Here is an 18,983-nt window from a genome sequence, read left to right on the forward strand (position 1 = left end):
ACTCTCCGCACCAATAAAAAAGGTCGCTATTACAGCGACCTTTTTTATTACTTCTTTTTACTGCGGCATTTATTTTACTTGCTGATTCAATTCACCGTTAGCGTAGCGATCGGTCATCACCTCCAATGACAGCGGCTTGATTTTGCTCGCCTGTCCCGCAGTGCCGAAAGCTTCGTAACGCTGAATACACACATCGCGCATCGCACCGACGGTTTCTTTCAGATATTTACGCGGATCAAACTCAGCTGGATTTTTTGCCATAAAGCGGCGAATCGCGCCGGTGGATGCCAAACGCAAATCGGTGTCGATATTCACTTTGCGCACGCCGTGTTTAATCGCTTCAACAATTTGCTCTACCGGCACACCATAAGTTTCTTTGATGTCGCCGCCGTATTCATTGATGATCGCCAACCAATCCTGCGGCACCGACGAAGAACCGTGCATTACCAAATGTGTATTCGGAATGCGCGCGTGAATGGCTTTCACTTGTTCAATCGCCAAAATATCGCCCGTCGGTGGACGTGTAAATTTGTACGCGCCATGCGAAGTGCCGATCGCAATTGCCAGCGCATCCACACCCGTATCGCGCACAAAATTTGCTGCTTCTTCAGGGTCAGTCAACAGTTGCGAATGATCGAGCACACCTTCGGCGCCGTGACCATCTTCCTCGCCCATCATGCCGGTTTCTAAAGAACCCAAGCAGCCGATTTCTCCTTCAACAGAAACACCGCAAGCGTGCGCAAAATCAACCACCGTTTTAGTCACACGCGCGTTGTAGTCGTAATCCATTGGTGTTTTACCGTCTTCGCCGAGTGAACCATCCATCATCACCGAAGAAAAACCGAGCTGAATAGAACGCTGGCAAACAGCAGGGCTCACGCCGTGATCCTGGTGCATCACCACAGGAATATGTGGAAATTCTTCAACTGCTGCGAGAATTAAATGGCGCAAAAACGGTGCGCCAGCGTATTTACGCGCACCGGCAGAAGCCTGCACGATCACCGGTGAATCGGTTTTATCTGCTGCTTCCATGATGGCGCGCATCTGCTCCAAATTATTGACATTAAATGCTGGCACACCGTAATTAAATTCTGCTGCGTGATCGAGCAGCTGACGCAAACTGACTAAAGCCATAACAAATCTCCGTTAGATTAGTTTTTTGCGCGTTCGCGCAGAATAGCCACCGCTGGCAGCTCTTTCCCTTCAACAAATTCAAGGAAAGCGCCGCCGCCGGTAGAAATGTAAGAAATTTTTTCTGACACTTTGTATTTATCAATCGCTGCCAAAGTATCGCCACCGCCTGCAATGGAAAACGCAGAGCTATCCGCAATTGCACGCGACATGACTTCCGTACCACCACCAAAAGCATCCACTTCAAACACGCCGACAGGACCGTTCCACAAAATCGTTTTTGCCGCTTTCAACATCTCAGCAAATTGCTGTGCAGTTTTCGGACCGATATCGAGAATCATGTCGTTATCACTAATATCAGCCACCGCTTTAACCACAGGTTTGCTGTTGGCGACAAACGCCATAAAGTCATCGCCAATTTGTGTCGCATCCGCAACCACAACATCCACCGGCAATGGCACCTGTACTTTTGCAGCGATTTGTTTTGCTGTTGCAACTAAATCGTGTTCGCACAATGATTTACCGACTTTGTAACCGGCTGCCGCCAAAAATGTATTGGCGATACCGCCGCCGACAATCAATTGATCGCACAGCGTAGACAAAGAATTCAATACATCTAATTTTGTCGAAACTTTTGAGCCTGCAACAATTGCCACCATCGGGCGAGCCGGTTTATCCAAGGCTTTGCCCAACGCATCCAATTCCGCCGCTAATAAAGGGCCAGCGCAGGCCACTTTGGCAAACTTGGCAACGCCGTGTGTAGAGCCTTCTGCACGATGCGCCGTACCAAAAGCATCCATCACAAAAACATCACACAGCGCAGCATATTTTTGCGCTAATTCATCGCTATTTTTTTTCTCACCTTTGTTAAAGCGCACATTCTCAAACAGCACGATTTCGCCCGGCTGAATAGCAACACCATCGAGATAATCGCTCAGTAATTTCACATCGCAATTCAGTGCTTTACTCAGATACTCAGCCACTGGCTGCATGGAGTTTTCTTGCGAGAACTCACCTTCTGTGGGGCGACCCAAATGTGAACACACCATCACTGCCGCGCCTTTTTGCAGCGCCAACTGCAAGGTCGGCAGTGCGGCGACTAAACGCGCGTCGGAAGTAATTTTGCCGTTTTTGACTGGCACATTGAGGTCTTCTCGGATCAGTACACGCTTTCCGGCTAAATCCAATTCAGCCATGGTGATGACGGCTTGCGAGTTTGATGAATTCACTGACACAAATAAAACTCCCGATGTCTTTGGTCTGAACGGCGCATTATAGCGGCAGAGCGTCGCTTACCTGCAGGCATAAAAAAACCTTTCCAGCGGGGGCGCCGGAAAGGTTTTTATCGTATGGATTACTTTGGGTGGGCGTTAATCCGCTTGACGACGAATAAACGCTGGCACATTGAAGTAATCGTTTTGATCAAGGTGATCTAACGATGATGAATACTCCTGCTCGCTGCGCGCCGCCGAAGCCGAACTTGCTCGTGGCGAGGTATAGCTGTTGTCCGCGCCACCATAGGTACGGCCGTAAGTTTCACCGCGTCCACGATGACGCGTAACCGCCGGCTGATCAAACTCATCATAGTTTGGCGGGCTGCTCATTGATGTTGCTGCAGCCATACGCGATTGCCCTACGGTGTTATCCACTACTTTCGTTGGCTTCACTTCAGCAGGGCGCTGACCCAAGCCTGTAGCTACAACTGTGACGCGCAATTCATCGCTCATGTCTGGATCGATCACCGTACCCACAACAATGGTGGCGTTCTCAGAGGCGAATTCATGGATGGCACGACCGACTTCTTCAAACTCACCCAAACCGAGGTCATAACCAGCCGTTACATTGACCAAAATGCCTCGCGCACCTTGCAGATCAACATTTTCCAGCAGCGGGCAGCGAATTGCCGCTTCAGCAGCCGCGCGCGCGCGACCTTCGCCAGAAGCTTTGCCCGTGCCCATCATGGCAACGCCCATTTCTGACATCACCGTGCGCACATCAGCAAAATCCACATTGATCAAACCTTCTTTCATGATCAATTCAGAAATACCCTGCACCGCACCGAGCAATACATCGTTCGCCGCCCTGAAAGCTGTCAGCATCGTGACATTTTTATCCATTGCTGCCAGCAATTTTTCATTGGGTACGGTAATCAAAGAATCAACATATTCTGTCAGCTCAGCCAAACCTTGCTGTGCCACAGCCATGCGCTTATTCCCTTCAAAAGGGAAAGGTTTGGTCACGACCGCTACCGTGAGAATGCCCATCTCACGGGCAACTTGCGCCACGATGGGTGCAGCACCTGTACCGGTACCGCCGCCCATACCGGCAGTGATGAACACCATATCGGCACCGCGCAATACTTCTGCGATGCGCTCCTTGTCTTCCAGCGCCGCTTGGCGACCGATATCAGGGTTGGCACCTGCACCCAAACCTTTCGTCACACCGCCGCCGATTTTAAGCACGGTGCTATCTTTCATTTTATTCAGCGCCTGCGCGTCAGTGTTTGCACAAATGAATTCAACATCACTGACATTGTTCTCCACCATGTGGAGCACAGCGTTGCCGCCGCCACCGCCGACACCAATCACTTTGATCACTGCGTTTTGTGCTAAGTTTTCTACTAATTCAAACATGGCATTCCCCCACCTTGTTTTTTGTTAAACATCGTTTTTGTTAAACGGCCATAACGGTCAAAAGTTTTTATTAAACCAACGCTTTATTTTTTCGATCACCCCTGTTTGATCGGTCTCCCCATCCATACTCGGTTTGCCTTCCTTCAGTTGCTTAATACCGTACAACAGCAACCCAACACCCGTGGCATGAATAGGATTCTTCACAATATCGAGTCCTTTGATATTTGCTGGCGCCCCCACGCGTACCGGCATGTGAAAAATTTCTTCTGCTAACTCCACCGCGCCTTCGATTTTTGAAGTGCCGCCGGTTAAAACAATTCCCGCTCCGATCATGCCTTCGTACCCACTACGAGACAACTCTGCACGAATCAGTGTAAACAGTTCATCGTACCTTGGTTCGACCACTTCCGCTAGCGTTTGACGCGATAATTCGCGTGAATTTCTTTCACCAACACTGGGCACGTTGATCATTTCATTTGCGCGCGTCAGTTGCGTCAGTGCGCACGCATATTTCACTTTAATTTCTTCTGCTGCTTGCGTGGAAGTGCGCAACGCCATGGCGATGTCATTGGTGACTTGGTCACCCGCAATGGGAATCACTGCTGTGTGTGTTTAATGGAACCTTCGGTGAACACAGCGATATCGGTTGTACCGCCACCGATATCCACCAAACACACACCCAATTCTTTCTCATCTTCTGTCAACACGGAATAACTGGAGGCCAATTGCTCCAACACAATATCTTCCACTTCCAACCCGCAGCGACGAATACACTTTTCCACATTTTGAACAGCGTTGACCGCGCAAGTGACCAAGTGCACTTTGGCTTCCAAACGCACACCCGACATACCTATCGGCTCACGCACACCCTCTTGATTATCGATGATGTATTCCTGCGGCAAAATGTGCAGCACCTTTTGATCGGCAGGTATGGCCACTGCCTGTGCCGCTTCAATAACGCGTTCAACATCCGCCTGCTGTACTTCACGATCACGAATACCCACCACGCCGTGCGAATTCAAACTGCGAATATGGCTACCGGCAATACCTGCAAATACAGAATGAATCTGAAAGCCGGCCATCAATTCTGCTTCCTCGACAGCGCGTTGAATCGATTGCACGGTAGATTCAATATCCACCACCACGCCTTTGCGTAAACCGGTCGATTTGTGGCTGCCAATACCAATGATCTCCAAGCAGCCATCGGCATCTAGTTCACCCACCAAAGCCACCACTTTGGATGTACCGATATCCAGAGCAACGACGCGATTTCTTTCCTCATTCATGATTTTTCTCCTGCAAGATTTTTTGTCGGTGGTGATGCAGTTTCTGTCGCAGCTAACTGTTGCCAACGAATGGCTGCACCGTGCCGATAACGCATATCAATAACCAAAGCCTGTCGCTGCGAAGGCAATATCACTTGCTGATAGATACCAACAAAATAACGAATGCTGCTTGCGGGATCTGTGCGGCTTAAAATCACACTCAAACCACTGTCGAGCGTTAAACGCCAATCGCCCTGTAAGTTTTGACTAATACCCTGCAAGCGCAGGTTAACCGCCTGCAATTGATGCTCAAAAATTTGGTAGTAATTCATGGTTTCAGTCGGGACAGCAATTTCACTCCATAAGCGCGGCAGTGACTGGTTTTGATACAAACCCTGATGCTCGAAAATACGCCCTTTAGCATTCACCATCCAGCGATCACCCCAGTAGGCAATCGGCTTTTCTTCTACGATGTCGATTGCGACTGTGTCAGGCCATTGGCGGCGTGCGCGCGCACGCGCAATCCATGGCTGACCTTCCAGTTCTTTCACTAATTTATCGAGATCAATACGCAAAAAAGTATCGGTTTCATATATAGCTACGGCGCGCTCAATCGCTTGCCTATCCAAGGCTTGCCACTCTCCGCGTACTTGCACATGAGTAATGGGCTTATCAAAAGTTGCGCGCAGCCAAGGTAGTGCAAAATAACTACCTGCAATCAACGCGCAGACAAACAAAGTTTGTAAAAACAACAAACCAATACCGTAAGCCATTGTGTGACCGGGTAGCGTTCTCTCAAGTCCTGCACGATCAAAATTTGACGACTGCAACTCGGTTGCAGTGCGTGCAAATCCTGACGAACTCAAACTGCGATCAAGCATTATTCACAGCACCCTGCATAGTAGATTCAATCAGCGCCAACACCAATGCTTCAAATGACAAACCGGCAGCTTTCGCAGCCATCGGCACCAAACTGTGGTCGGTCATACCGGGTACCGTATTTACTTCCAGTAGATAAAAATCGCCACGCGCATCTTGCATCACATCCACGCGCCCCCAGCCGGAACAACCCACCGCAGCAAACGCTGATTCTGCTAACTGCTGTAAGTTTTTTTCTTGTTCAGCCGATAAACCGCAAGGGCACAAATAGCGCGTGCTATTACTCAAATATTTCGCTTCAAAATCATAAAACTCACGCCCTGTTTCTAAACGGATAGCAGGCAAGGCTTTATTGTTGAGAATAGCAACGGTGAACTCTGCACCGGTAATCCATGTTTCTGCCAACACAGCGCCGGCAAAATCTTTGGCGTATTCAAATGCTTCGCGCAATTCTTGCGCACTGGTAACGCGACGCATACCAATGCTAGAGCCTTCACACGCGGGCTTCACGATGGCACATTCACCCAGTGATGCCATGCACGCAGACCAATCTGTATTTTCATTCAACAACGCATACGCTGGTGTCGGTAATTGTTGCGCTTGCCACACCATTTTGGTGCGCCATTTGTCCATGCCCAATGCAGAAGCCAGCACACCGCTGCCGGTATACGGCACGCCCGCCATGTCCAACACGGCTTGCATTTTGCCGTCTTCACCGCCCACGCCATGCAGTGCAATAAAAACGCGATCCCATTTTTTGCGCGAACCTTTTTGTTGCTCGGCAAGCACACTTAAAAAATCTGCATCCACATCGACTAATTCAACGGATACGCCACTGCGTTGCAAAGCGTCGGCAACAGCCTGACCACTTTTCAAAGAAATCTCGCGCTCTGATGACAGTCCGCCGTACAAAACTGCCACATGGCCTAACTGAGCAGACAAAGCATGACTCATGATTTTTTTCCACCGCTCGATGTTGCAACTTGTAAACCGCGCTGTGCCAACATGCCCGACAAAGAACCGACATTGCCCGCACCTTGCGTCACCACAATATCACCCGCCTGCAACAGTGGCGCTAACACATCGGGCACTTCAGTGATCGATTCGACAAACACAGGATCGACTTGTCCACGCTGACGAATACTGCGCGCCAATGCGCGACTGTCTGCGCCGGCAATAAACGCTTCACCGGCGGAATACACATCCAATAACAGCAGCACATCCACTTTCGACAACACTTGCACAAAATCGTCATACAAATCGCGCGTGCGCGTGTAGCGATGCGGTTGATAAATCATTACTAAACGGCGCTCTGGCCAGCCTTTGCGCACAGCGTTGACAACCGATTCCACTTCGCGCGGGTGATGACCATAATCATCCACCAACATTGCGGTGCCAGATTGCACAGGATATTCACCGTACACTTGAAAGCGACGGCCCACACCTTGAAATTTTTCCAAGGCACGCACAATCACATCATCCGCAATACCTTCATCCGTTGCGACAGCAATGGCAGCCGCTGCATTTTGCACATTATGCAAACCAGGCAAATTAATCACGGCAGTAATCGGCGGATGCTCAGGGCGCAACACGGTAAAACGGCTTTGCATTTTTTCTTGCTGCACATCGACGATACGAAAATCGGCTTCTTCACTCATACCGTAAGTCAACAGTGGACGACCGACATCCGGAAAAATTTCGCACAGCGGTTTGTCATCTACACACACCACCGCGACACCGTAAAACGGCAAGTTATGCAAAAACTGCACATAAGTTTGTTGCAGCTTTTTGAAATCGCCGCCGTAAGTTTCCATATGATCGGCATCGATATTGGTGACAACCGACACCATCGGTTGCAAATGCAAAAATGATGCATCGCTTTCATCCGCCTCTGCCACCAAATAACGGCTTGCACCTAAACGCGCGTTACTGCCAGAACTGTTCAACAGACCGCCGATAACATAAGTGGGGTCGCGCCCTGCCTCTGCCAAAATAGATGCAATCAAACTGGTCGTCGTTGTTTTTCCATGTGCACCTGCTACAGCAATGCCGTGACGATAGCGCATGATTTCTGCCAACATTTCGGCACGACGCACAACAGGAATGCGCAGTTCACGCGCAGCCAACAATTCTGGATTTTTTGGATCAATCGCCGTCGAGACCACGACGACATTCACATCAGCAACATTGTCTGCTGAGTGACCAATCAACACCGTAGCACCAAGAGAACGCAGGCGATCAACGACTACACCTTCACGCAAATCAGAACCTGAAATAATGTACCCCTGATTCAACAACACTTCAGCGATGCCGCACATACCCGCGCCACCAATACCAATAAAATGTATGCGACGAATACGGCGCATATCAGGAATCACAAAGCCTGTTGTTGTGCTGCTGATATCAGGCATCTTGCGTATCCTCAATTAAAATATCTTCGCAAATTGTGGCAACTTTACTGGCAGCATCTGGCTGCGCTAAACCTTTCATGGCTTTTGACATCGCTTGCAATGCTGCGCGGTCTTGCATCAAGTTTTGTATCTGCTGCGACAAACTTTTTGCATCCAAAGTGGCCTGCGGTAACACTTTGGCCGCTTTAGCTTTTTCAAACCAACGCGCATTGATCGTTTGATGGTCATCAATTGCAGTGGGTAATGGAATTAATAAAGCCGGTAATTGTGCACACGCCAATTCATACACCGTCATTGCACCGGCGCGGCATACAGCAAAATCCGCCCAGCTATACATCTCCATCATATTTTCAATGAAGGGCTCTATCTGCGCCGTTACCTGCGCTTGCTGATAATTTTTTCGTGTTTCCTCCACCATTTCACGACCGCACTGATGAAAAACAAACGGTCGCTCCGCTTCAGGTAACAACGCCAAAGCCTGCGGTAATAAAGTATTCAATATGCGCGCACCTTGGCTACCGCCCAACACCAACAAACGCAAACGCGTGTTTGATGGCTTAGTCGGTTTACCAGAAAATGCGAGCGTCGCAATATCATCACGCACAGGATTACCCACCAATTCACCGCGCGGAAAAACATCGGGAAAAGCAAACAACAATCTGCGCGCATGGTGCGACAAAATACGATTGGTTGTACCCGCCACAGCATTTTGCTCATGGACGACTAAAGGAATGCGCAGCAAGCGTGCGGATAAACCGCCGGGGCCTGAAGCAAACCCCCCCATACCTAACACTACATCGGGGCGAAAACGACGAAATACGCGCAAAGATTGCCACTGCGCGCGCAATAATTTCAGAGGCGCCGTTAATAAATGCGTGAAACTTTTTCCGCGCAAACCAACAGCCGTGATGCAATTCAATGGAATATTTTCTGCAGGCACGACACGCGCTTCAATCCCCTTTTCTGTGCCCAACCACTCCACTTGCCAGCCGCGTTGTAGCAATACTTTGGCAACAGCCAATGCTGGAAAAACATGACCGCCTGTTCCGCCCGCCATGATCAAGGCGCGACCTTTCTTTTTTGTGCTCATCCCATCACCACTTGTGGCTTTTCTGCCATTCGATTCTCGTAACTCAAACGCAAGACCATAGCAGCCATTGCTACACTCACGATCAAACTACTACCTCCATAACTGATAAATGGCAGCGTTAAACCTTTGGTAGGCAACAGACCAGACGCAACACCAATATTGATGAATGCTTGAAATGCAATCACCATCGCCAAACCCAACGCAACCAAAGCGCCAAAAGTTTCATTGCGATCTGCTGCTGTGCGAGCAATTAATGACATCCGCCAAATCATTGCTGCAAATAAACCAATGATCACTGAGCACCCCGCCAAACCTGATTCTTCCGCCCAAATACTGAACACAAAATCCGTGTGCGCTTCTGGCAAATAAAACAACTTTTGCACGCTGTGTCCTAGGCCCACACCCAACCATTCGCCGCGACCAATTGCTATCAAAGATTGCGTTAATTGATAACCACTTTTATACATGACCGACTCTTCCCAAGGGTCAATAAATGCCATCATCCGTGCAAGGCGATAAGGTTCTGTTACCACCAAAATAGCTGCGCCAACCACAACAACCGCAAAAAAAGGTGAAAATTTTTGTAGAGGCGCTCCTGCAAGAAACAGCAATGCCAGCGTTGATAAACCAATAACAACAGTGGCACCAAAATCAGGTTCAGCTAATAACAATACGGCCAACAAGCCCAGCACAAGAAACGGCTTAATAAACCCCCACCAACTGCTATGCATTTCATCGCGGCGGCGCACTAAATAACCAGAGAAAAAAACAATCGCTGCACATTTTGCAATTTCTGACACTTGCAGCGTCATAAAGCCCAAACTAATCCAGCGCTGGCTGCCATTGACTCGCTTGCCAACATGGGGAATCAATACAACAACCAGTAGTGCCACTGCCACAATCAAGAAAGCCATATGAATTTGCTTCCACCAATAAAATGGAATACGCAATACACCAGCGCCCACTGTAATCGCCATCAATGCATACATACCGTGGCGTTTACTAAAATAAAAAGCGTCACCTGTTTGCTGCATCGCATAATCCAGTGAAGCGGAACTTACCATCACCCAACTAATGCACAACAGTGACAGAGTGATTGTGAGCAACGGCATATCCAAATCCCATGCCAAATTGCCGCGGTGATTGCTGCGTATCGGGTAATTTCCCGCAGCCACTCTCCCCCACATCGTGCGCGACAATGAAAGCAGCGTATTCATACCAACGCCTCCACAGCCGCACAAAACTGCGCGCCACGATCTTCATAATTCTTGAACATATCGAAACTGGCGCAAGCTGGTGACAACAACACCACATCATTAGCTTGCGCGATGGCTGCTGCTTGTTGCACAGCGCCTATCATTGATGCTGCATGAAATTGCACTGCGCCCGAACAATAATTGGCAATAATGCCGGCGTCACGACCGATCAACACTACAGCACGCACATATTTTCCAATCACAGGGGATAGCACTGAAAAATCAGCACCTTTGCCTTCACCGCCGGCGATCAACACCAGATTTTTTTCTTGTGCCAAACCCTCAATCGCCGCAATCGTTGCGCCAACATTCGTGCCTTTAGAATCGTTGTAATAGCGCACACCATTTTTCTCAGCCACCCATTGGCAGCGATGCGCCAAACCTTTAAATTCGCGCACTGCATGCGCGCAACGCTCTAGCTCCCATCCCGCTGCCGCCGCAATAGCAAAAGCCGCCGACACATTGGCAACATTGTGTAAGCCAGCGATACGAATATCCGACAGCGGCATTATTTTTTTCTGTTGATTCAAAACCAAGCAAGGCTGACCATCAAAATTTTTTACGCCGACACCGTGCTGCGCATCACCACTATCAACACCAAATGACCAACGAAGCGCTGCATTTTTTTCATCAGCCTGCGTCAACGCATCCGCGCGGTTAAATACTATATTTTTTGCGTTGTGATAAATACGATGCTTGGCTTCCGTGTAAGCATGCACACTGTCGTAGCGATCCATGTGATCGTCACTGATGTTCAACACCGTGGCGACCAGCGCACGCAAACTGCATGTCGTTTCCAACTGGAAGCTCGACAATTCCAACACATAGCAATCCAAGTTTGCATCTTGCTGCAACATATCCAGTACAGGCGTACCCAAATTACCGCCAACACCCGCCCGCAAATCGCAGGCTGCCGCCATGTCACCGATCAAAGTTGTTACGGTACTTTTTGCATTGGAACCGGTGATAGCGATGATGGGCTTTTGTGTGGCGCGCACAAACAATTCAATATCACCTACCACAGCAACGCCTGCTGCCACCGCCGCTTGTATAGCGGGCTCCAGCACAGTAACACCAGGGCTGACGATCAATTCACTCGTATCGCGCAACAAGTCTGCCGACAAAGCACCGCAATGAAATTCAACAGCAGGATATTGCGTACGCAACCACGCCACATCGGCTGGCTGCTCACGCGTATCACACCAGACAAAACTTTCGTTCTGGCTTTGCAAAAATTGCGCGCAGGACTGGCCCGTTTTGCCCATCCCGATAATTGCGCGTTTTTTTGCCGATAAATTCACAAACTTTCCTAATTAACGCAGTTTCAAGGTTGCTAAACCAATGAGAATTAAAATAACGGTAATGATCCAAAAACGCACAATCACGCGCGGCTCTGGCCAACCTTTTAATTCAAAATGGTGATGTATAGGCGCCATGCGAAAAATACGTTTGCCCGTTAATTTAAACGAGGCCACTTGCAAAATAACGGACACGGTTTCCATCACAAACACACCGCTCATAATGAAAAACACAATTTCGTGGCGCACGATAACGGCAATCAAACCCAACGCAGCACCCAAGGCCAACGCGCCGACATCGCCCATAAACACTTGCGCCGGATAAGTGTTAAACCAGAGGAAGCCCAAGCCAGCACCAACAAAGGCTCCACAAAAAATAATCAACTCACCTGCGCCTTCGATGTAAGGCAAATTCAAATAACCAGCAAATTTGATATTACCTACAGCGTAGGCGAATACAGCTAACGCTCCCGCAATCATGACTGAAGGCATGATGGCCAAACCATCTAATCCATCCGTTAAATTCACGGCATTGCTAGAACCAACGACCACAAAATAAACAAAGGGCACATAGAACCAACCGAGGTTAATAGCCACATCTTTAAAAAATGGTACATACAACTGTAACTCAACAGGTGTTTTTGCCGTTTCGTATAAAAACCAAGCTGATGCCAAACCGAATACCGACTGCCAAAAATATTTCCAACGCGAAGGCAAGCCTCGTGAATTTTTTTCTACCACTTTTCGCCAATCATCTACCCAGCCAATAGCGGCGAAACAAACGGTGGTAAGCATAACCACCCAAACATAGCGATTATCCAACTTCGCCCACAAAAAAGTGCTTAAACAAATAGATAACAAAATCAAAACACCACCCATAGTCGGTGTGCCTGATTTACCTAAATGCGACTGAGGCCCATCGGTGCGCACAGACTGGCCAATTTTTAATCGCTGCAAATAAGCAATGACTGACGGGCCCATCAATAACGAAAAGACCAATGCAGTCAGCACTCCCATGATGGCGCGAAATGTTTGATACTGCACAACGGAGAATGCACTCCAATATTGTGATAAATATTCCGCCAACCAAATCAACATAATGAATCCTCTGTAGCCGCCAAGTGATCGGCAACTCTATCCATACCCGCACTGCGGGATCCTTTGATTAAAAAAACTGTTTTTGCCTGCGCTAATACAACACAACGCTCAGTTAACAATTCCCAATTGGGAAAATGCTGCGCCTCCGCACCAAAAGCTTGTGCCGTTGCCCGTGATAACTCACCTGTCACCAATAGTTTTTTTATACCAACTTGCCTGGCATAACTGCCAATTTCTGCGTGCAGGGCTTTTGCATCACTACCCAATTCACCCATATCGCCGAGCACCAAAATCTTCTCACCATCACACTGCATCAAAGTATCAATTGCCATGCGCACCGATGCCGGATTGGCGTTATAACTATCGTCAATCACACTACTGCCTTGCACACCTTTTCTGAGTTGCAAACGACCCTTGTAAGGCTTCGCCGTATGCAAGCCTTGCGCAATTACATCCAGTGAAATACCTAAGGCCAAACAACTCGCCGCTGCGGCGAGTGCATTGCCTACATTGTGTGTTCCAATAAAATTTAGAGCGATATTGCGGTGCTCTGTTGATGTGCAAAGCGCAAAGGAAACACCCGCTGCTGTTTGCACAATATTTTCTGCAAACACATCGGCCGTTTTTTGCATAGAAAAAGTCAGCACACGAAACTGCTCAGAGACACTATCCAGCCAAGAAGCTGTCCACGAATTATCTAAATTGATAATCGCTGTTCCATCTGAGGCTAAACCTTCAAAAATTTCTCGTTTGCCGCTGGCAACATTTTCTATTGAACCGAATCCTTCGAGATGCGCTGGCGCGACATTGGTCACCAAAGCAACTTGCGGCTTCACCATCTGCGTGAGATAACGAATTTCACCCACTGCACTAGCACCCATTTCTATCACGGCACAATCATGCTCAGGCGATAACGACAATAGCGTTAATGGCACACCCAAATGATTATTGAGATTGCCTTGTGTGATTAGGGGCTTGCCCTGCTGTACCAAAATTGCAGCAATCATTTCTTTGGTCGTGGTTTTACCGGCACTGCCCGTTAAGCCAATTATTTTTCCGCTAAATAAATTGCGATTCAGGCAGGCAATTTTTCCCAATGCTTGCACGCAATCACTCACTTCCAGCTGCGGAAAATTTAATGCAGCATTTTTTCTTTCGACGATAGCAGCGACAGCGCCTGCTCTCTGCACATCAGCCAAAAAATCGTGCGCATCAAAGCGCTCGCCAGCCAGCGCGACAAACAAATCGCCCGCTTGCACTTTACGGCTATCAATTACCACGCGTGTAAACGCAGTATCCGTTGCGCTGCGAGCAGCACCACAGGCATCCGCCACCACAAATAGCGTTTGCGCTCGCATCATGCGACACCGCCTGCGTGCTGCTGACGACGCAGATGCAAAGCCTGTTGCGCGTGCTCCACATCGGAAAAATGCAGGCGCTGACCTAAAATTTCTTGATAATCTTCGTGGCCTTTACCGGCTAACAGCACAATATCGCCCGCAGAAGCGTTGGTGATGACCTGCTTGATAGCTTCATCACGATCAACAATCACTTCGTATGCTTTGTGGCTTGTTGCCACAAAACCAGCAACGATTTCCGCAATAATTTGCTCTGGCTTTTCATCGCGTGGATTATCGGTCGTCACCACAACGTAATCAGCTAAAGCTTGCACAGCTTGCGCCATCTGCGGGCGTTTTCCTTTGTCACGTTTGCCGCCACATCCAAATACGCACCACAACTTCTTTGCCGTTTGTGGACGCAGTGCTTGCAAAACTTTCTGTAAAGCATCGGGGGTGTGTGCGTAATCCACCACCACCAAGATGTCATCATTTTTTTCACTAACGATATGCGTGCGCCCCGGCACGACCTCTAACTGCGCGACTGCTTGCAACGCAGCTTCAAGGCCGATGCCGTGACCACACAAGGTGGCTACTACCGCAAGGGTATTGAGCAGGTTATATCCCCCCGGAAATCTGCTCTGTAGCTCACCTTTCCCCCAGGGCGTACGGATACTGGCAGCGATACCCTGTCCAGTTACCTCATAACGCTCCACTCCGAGATCGCTTGTTACATTTTCCAGCGCGTAACTCAGCACTGGTTTTCCATTTTTTTGCACGCGTGCAATCAATTGCTGACCAAAAGCATCGTCAGCATTGATAATCGCCAATTGCAGCGCATCCACATCAAATAATTTTTGTTTCGCCGCCGCGTAGCTCGCCATGTCACCGTGATAATCCAAATGATCACGCGTTAAATTGGTGAAAATAGCTGTATCAAATTGCACGCTATCGACACGGTGTTGATCGAGCGCGTGTGACGAAACTTCCATAGCCACCATATTGGTATTTTGTTGCACTAAATCAGCTAATAAGCGATGCACCGTCAACACATCTGGCGTTGTCATTCCCGTTTCAAAACGCTGCGCTTGCTGCAACATGCCGCAGCCTAGCGTGCCCATAAATGCCGTCTGACCGATTGTTTTCTGCCACGCTTGCGCCAACCAATGCGAGCACGATGTTTTACCGTTGGTGCCGGTAATACCAACAACAGTACAGTTTTTTGAAGGCTGACCATAAAAAGCGTGCGCGATTGCACCAAGGTTTCTTTTCAAATCAGCAATAAGAATAGTGGGGGAATTATTTGCAGCACTATTGCGCTGCGACGCATCCACAGCGACAGCCGCTGCACCGCGTTGCACTGCTTGTGCGATGTGTGCCTGTGCTATTTCTGGTTCATCGACCAAAGAAAAAAACACATCGTTAGCGCACACTTTTCTGCTATCTAATTGCAAATGCGCAACGGTTGCACCCTGCAATACATCGCCAAACCAAGTACGCACTGCCGCTAGGCCATTCATGCAGTCACCCCTTTAGTAGCAGGCTTGCTGACATTGACTTTATTTTTTTCTGCCGTTTGTGGTTGTGTTGTTGCTGGAGGAATAGCGTCAGGTACTACTCCCATCAACTGCAAAACCCCTTGCATTAACTGACTAAAAACAGGTGCTGCCGCTTCACCACCGTAATACTGCCCCGTGCTCGGCTCATCAATCATGACAGCCATGGCATAACGCGGGTTGCTGATCGGCGCAATGCCTGCAAATACGGCAACATAACGATTTGGGCTGTAACCACGACCATCCAATTTATGCACCGTGCCTGTCTTACCCCCCACACGAAAGCCTGGCACTTTCGCGCGCGTTGCAGTACCGCCAGGCAGAGTGACAGACTCCAGCATTGGAATTAATTGCTGTACCACTTTTTCTGGCAATACGCGTTCACCTTGCGTCACTGCATCTTTTCGCAAGATGGAAACTGGCATTTTGACGCCTTCATTACCAAAGACACTGTACGCATGTGCCAATTGCAAAGTGGTCACGGAAACACCATAACCAAACGCCATGGTGACGCGATCAAGATCGCGCCAACGCTGATAGCTTGGTAATACTCCAGTACTTTCCCCAGGAAAACTTGTACCAGTTACCTGTCCAAAACCAACACGATGAAATAAACCGCGTACAACATTGGGGTCCATCGATAATGCAATTCGTGCCGTGCCTACCTGACTCGATTTTTGAATAACCCCTGTCAAATTGATCACGCCGTAGTTGCGGTGATCTTTCAATACTTTTCCTTGCACATTGATGCTGCCTGGATTGGTATCAATCACCATTTCCGGCTTCCATTTTCCACTTTCTAATGCTGCCGACATCGTCAGCGGTTTCATCGTTGAGCCTGGCTCAAATACATCAACCATTGCACGGTTACGCATTTGATTTGGTTTTACGCCAATACGATTATTAGGGTTGTATGAAGGCCAATTCACCATGGCGAGCACTTCACCAGTTTTCACATCAATAACAACAGCAGACCCTCCTTTTGCCTCAAACTTTTCAACCGTGCTTTGCAAAATTGTGTGCGCAAAATACTGCAAACGAAGATCAATACTTAATGCGATATCTAAACCATGCTGCTCAGGTCTTTGTAATCCCAAATCTTTAACAACTCGCCCCTTCAAATCTTTAATAACGCGACGATGACCTTCTTTTCCTGTTAAAGCATCATTAAATTCCAGCTCTATTCCTTCTTGCCCGCGATCGTCAATATTGGTGAATCCAACCAAACTTGCTGTGACATCCCCCGCAGGATAAAAGCGCTTGTATTCTCGTTGGCCGTAAACACCATCAATCCCTTCCGCCAAAATAACTTCTGCTTCCGCTGGCGCCATTTGTCGCCGCAGATACATAAATTCTTTATTGCCGTACTGCGCCATTTTTTCGCGTACCTCCTGCTCGCCCCAAGACATAATTCGCCCAACAGCGCGCCAGCTTTCTAAGTCTTGCCCCATTTCTTTTGGATTCGCCCACAGCGTGACAACCGGCGTACTTACCGCCAAAGGTTCACCATTGCGATCCGTGATCATGCCGCGATGCGCCTGAATTTTTACAGGACGCACCATTCGCGCTTCACCCTGCTTCTCTAAAAAAGCATGATTCATCAAAACTTGATGGTTCGCTAAACCGCCCAACAATAACAAAGCGAGAAAAGCCAAAAAGCCAAATGCCGTCTTCATGCGCCAGCCATCACGCGGCAAAATATCTTGCGTTATATTTTTCTTGCTCTGAACTTTACTTGATGACATATTTTTCTCAGCCATCATTGCACCTTAACCACGATAATTTTGTCAGTTTGCGGTGCTTGCATACCCAAATCTTTTTCTGCCATGTCGTGCACGCGGCCGTATGCAGCCCAAGTGGTTTTCTCAACCAAATACTGTCCCCACAACACCTGCATATTGCGCGCATCTTTGCGGAGTGTTTCTAACTCGGCTAAATAACGACGATTCTCAAAAGTGGAAACAATCACACCCAAGGCCGTGCCCATCACAGAAAAAATTAATAACACGAGGCAGAACAGACCAAATACACTGATTTCGAAACTTTTCTTCTGATCGTCAGGTGATTGCGCACTCATGCTGCGCACTCCATCGGCAATTTTTCTGCCACGCGCATGACGGCACTGCGCGAACGCGGGTTTTGTGCCACTTCTTGCTCACTGGCTTTAACCGCTTTGCCAACCAATTTCAGTGTGCGCCCTTCCGCTTCACCCGTGACGGGAATATGGCGCGGCAATACTTTTCCACGGCTCTGCTCGCGAAAATAGTGTTTGACGATACGATCTTCCAAAGAATGAAATGCAATAACGGCAATGCGACCACCGCTGCACAGTATTTGTTGCGAGTGTTGTAGCGCTGCTTCTAACTCGCCCAATTCGTTATTGATAAAAATGCGTATCGCTTGAAAAACACGCGTCGCAGGATGTTTGTGTTTTTCCCATGCAGGATTGGCGGCAGACACTACTTCCGCCAATTGCAGCGTGGTTTGAAAAGGCTGCTCGATACGCGCTGTTGCTATCGCCTGTGCGATGCGTTTCGCATAACGCTCTTCACCGTATTCGCGAAACACTGTGGTCATCTCTTCTACGGACGCATGATTGATCCATTCACTCGCGCTGACGCCAGACGAGGTATCCATACGCATATCTAAAGGACCATTTTGCAAAAAACTGAAACCGCGTTCGGCATCATCCAATTGCGGCGAAGAAACACCTACATCTAACAAAATCCCACGCACTTTGCCCAACCAACCGCGTGCAGAGACTTCGCTCAACATATCGCCAAAATTATTGTGCGCGATGGCAAAACGCGCATCATCAGCGTGCGCAGTTTTTGCATGATGAATCGCCGTTGTATCGCGATCAAAAGCCAGCAATTTGCCAGCGGGAGACAAACGCGATAACAACAGCGCACTGTGTCCGCCGCGTCCATAAGTGCCGTCGATATAAATGCCGTCGCGATCCGTCAGCAGCGCATCAACCGCTTCTTGCAGCAGTACCGTTGTGTGAGTGAAGTGACTCATGCTCACAC

General features: G+C 48.7%; 15 protein-coding genes and 1 pseudogene. All 16 read right to left on the reverse strand.

Features of this window, described 5'->3' with window-relative positions; translation table 11 throughout:
- Positions 1 to 69 precede the first annotated feature (69 nt).
- On the reverse strand, positions 70 to 1,134 hold the full coding sequence (gene fba, locus R3E63_03800) for a class II fructose-bisphosphate aldolase (GenBank protein MEZ5539080.1): 1,065 nt from the start codon (positions 1,132 to 1,134) through the stop codon (positions 70 to 72).
- Between the two features lie 17 nt (positions 1,135 to 1,151).
- Positions 1,152 to 2,327, reverse strand: a complete 1,176-nt coding sequence (locus R3E63_03805) for a phosphoglycerate kinase (protein ID MEZ5539081.1) — start codon at positions 2,325 to 2,327, stop codon at positions 1,152 to 1,154.
- Between the two features lie 174 nt (positions 2,328 to 2,501).
- Positions 2,502 to 3,764: a cell division protein FtsZ gene (gene ftsZ, locus R3E63_03810; protein MEZ5539082.1), complete on the reverse strand. Its 1,263-nt coding sequence runs from the start codon at positions 3,762 to 3,764 to the stop codon at positions 2,502 to 2,504.
- A 57-nt stretch (positions 3,765 to 3,821) separates the two neighbouring features.
- Positions 3,822 to 5,050: pseudogene (ftsA, locus tag R3E63_03815) on the reverse strand (cell division protein FtsA).
- On the reverse strand, positions 5,047 to 5,910 hold the full coding sequence (locus tag R3E63_03820) for an FtsQ-type POTRA domain-containing protein (GenBank protein ID MEZ5539083.1): 864 nt from the start codon (positions 5,908 to 5,910) through the stop codon (positions 5,047 to 5,049). The pseudogene ftsA and the gene R3E63_03820 overlap by 4 nt, the downstream one beginning before the upstream one ends.
- Positions 5,903 to 6,862 carry a D-alanine--D-alanine ligase gene (locus tag R3E63_03825; protein ID MEZ5539084.1) on the reverse strand — a complete coding sequence of 320 codons (960 nt, stop codon included), beginning with the start codon at positions 6,860 to 6,862 and terminating at the stop codon, positions 5,903 to 5,905. Before R3E63_03825 ends, R3E63_03820 begins: the two co-directional genes overlap by 8 nt.
- Positions 6,859 to 8,274 carry a UDP-N-acetylmuramate--L-alanine ligase gene (murC, locus tag R3E63_03830; protein MEZ5539085.1) on the reverse strand — a complete coding sequence of 472 codons (1,416 nt, stop codon included), beginning with the start codon at positions 8,272 to 8,274 and terminating at the stop codon, positions 6,859 to 6,861. Before murC ends, R3E63_03825 begins: the two co-directional genes overlap by 4 nt.
- Positions 8,275 to 8,311: 37 nt before the next feature.
- Positions 8,312 to 9,409 (reverse strand): undecaprenyldiphospho-muramoylpentapeptide beta-N-acetylglucosaminyltransferase, encoded by a 1,098-nt coding sequence (gene murG, locus R3E63_03835; GenBank protein MEZ5539086.1) that lies wholly within the window; start codon positions 9,407 to 9,409, stop codon positions 8,312 to 8,314.
- Positions 9,406 to 10,626: a putative lipid II flippase FtsW gene (gene ftsW / locus R3E63_03840; GenBank protein MEZ5539087.1), complete on the reverse strand. Its 1,221-nt coding sequence runs from the start codon at positions 10,624 to 10,626 to the stop codon at positions 9,406 to 9,408. Before ftsW ends, murG begins: the two co-directional genes overlap by 4 nt.
- On the reverse strand, positions 10,623 to 11,930 hold the full coding sequence (murD, locus tag R3E63_03845; protein ID MEZ5539088.1) for a UDP-N-acetylmuramoyl-L-alanine--D-glutamate ligase: 1,308 nt from the start codon (positions 11,928 to 11,930) through the stop codon (positions 10,623 to 10,625). The genes ftsW and murD overlap by 4 nt, the downstream gene beginning before the upstream one ends.
- A 48-nt stretch (positions 11,931 to 11,978) precedes the next feature.
- Positions 11,979 to 13,061, reverse strand: coding sequence for a phospho-N-acetylmuramoyl-pentapeptide-transferase (mraY, locus tag R3E63_03850; protein ID MEZ5539089.1), 1,083 nt, complete (start codon positions 13,059 to 13,061; stop codon positions 11,979 to 11,981).
- Positions 13,055 to 14,422 carry a UDP-N-acetylmuramoyl-tripeptide--D-alanyl-D-alanine ligase gene (murF, locus tag R3E63_03855; protein MEZ5539090.1) on the reverse strand — a complete coding sequence of 456 codons (1,368 nt, stop codon included), beginning with the start codon at positions 14,420 to 14,422 and terminating at the stop codon, positions 13,055 to 13,057. The genes mraY and murF overlap by 7 nt, the downstream gene beginning before the upstream one ends.
- Positions 14,419 to 15,918, reverse strand: a complete 1,500-nt coding sequence (locus R3E63_03860) for a UDP-N-acetylmuramoyl-L-alanyl-D-glutamate--2,6-diaminopimelate ligase (protein MEZ5539091.1) — start codon at positions 15,916 to 15,918, stop codon at positions 14,419 to 14,421. The genes murF and R3E63_03860 overlap by 4 nt, the downstream gene beginning before the upstream one ends.
- On the reverse strand, positions 15,915 to 17,714 hold the full coding sequence (locus R3E63_03865; protein ID MEZ5539092.1) for a penicillin-binding transpeptidase domain-containing protein: 1,800 nt from the start codon (positions 17,712 to 17,714) through the stop codon (positions 15,915 to 15,917). Before R3E63_03865 ends, R3E63_03860 begins: the two co-directional genes overlap by 4 nt.
- Entirely contained in the window at positions 17,714 to 18,031 is a 318-nt protein-coding gene (ftsL, locus tag R3E63_03870) for a cell division protein FtsL (protein ID MEZ5539093.1), read from the reverse strand. Before ftsL ends, R3E63_03865 begins: the two co-directional genes overlap by 1 nt.
- Positions 18,028 to 18,975 carry a 16S rRNA (cytosine(1402)-N(4))-methyltransferase RsmH gene (rsmH, locus tag R3E63_03875; protein MEZ5539094.1) on the reverse strand — a complete coding sequence of 316 codons (948 nt, stop codon included), beginning with the start codon at positions 18,973 to 18,975 and terminating at the stop codon, positions 18,028 to 18,030. The genes ftsL and rsmH overlap by 4 nt, the downstream gene beginning before the upstream one ends.
- Positions 18,976 to 18,983 lie beyond the last annotated feature (8 nt).

It is taken from the genome of Pseudomonadales bacterium, assembly GCA_041395665.1.
Lineage (GTDB): Bacteria > Pseudomonadota > Gammaproteobacteria > Pseudomonadales > UBA7239 > UBA7239.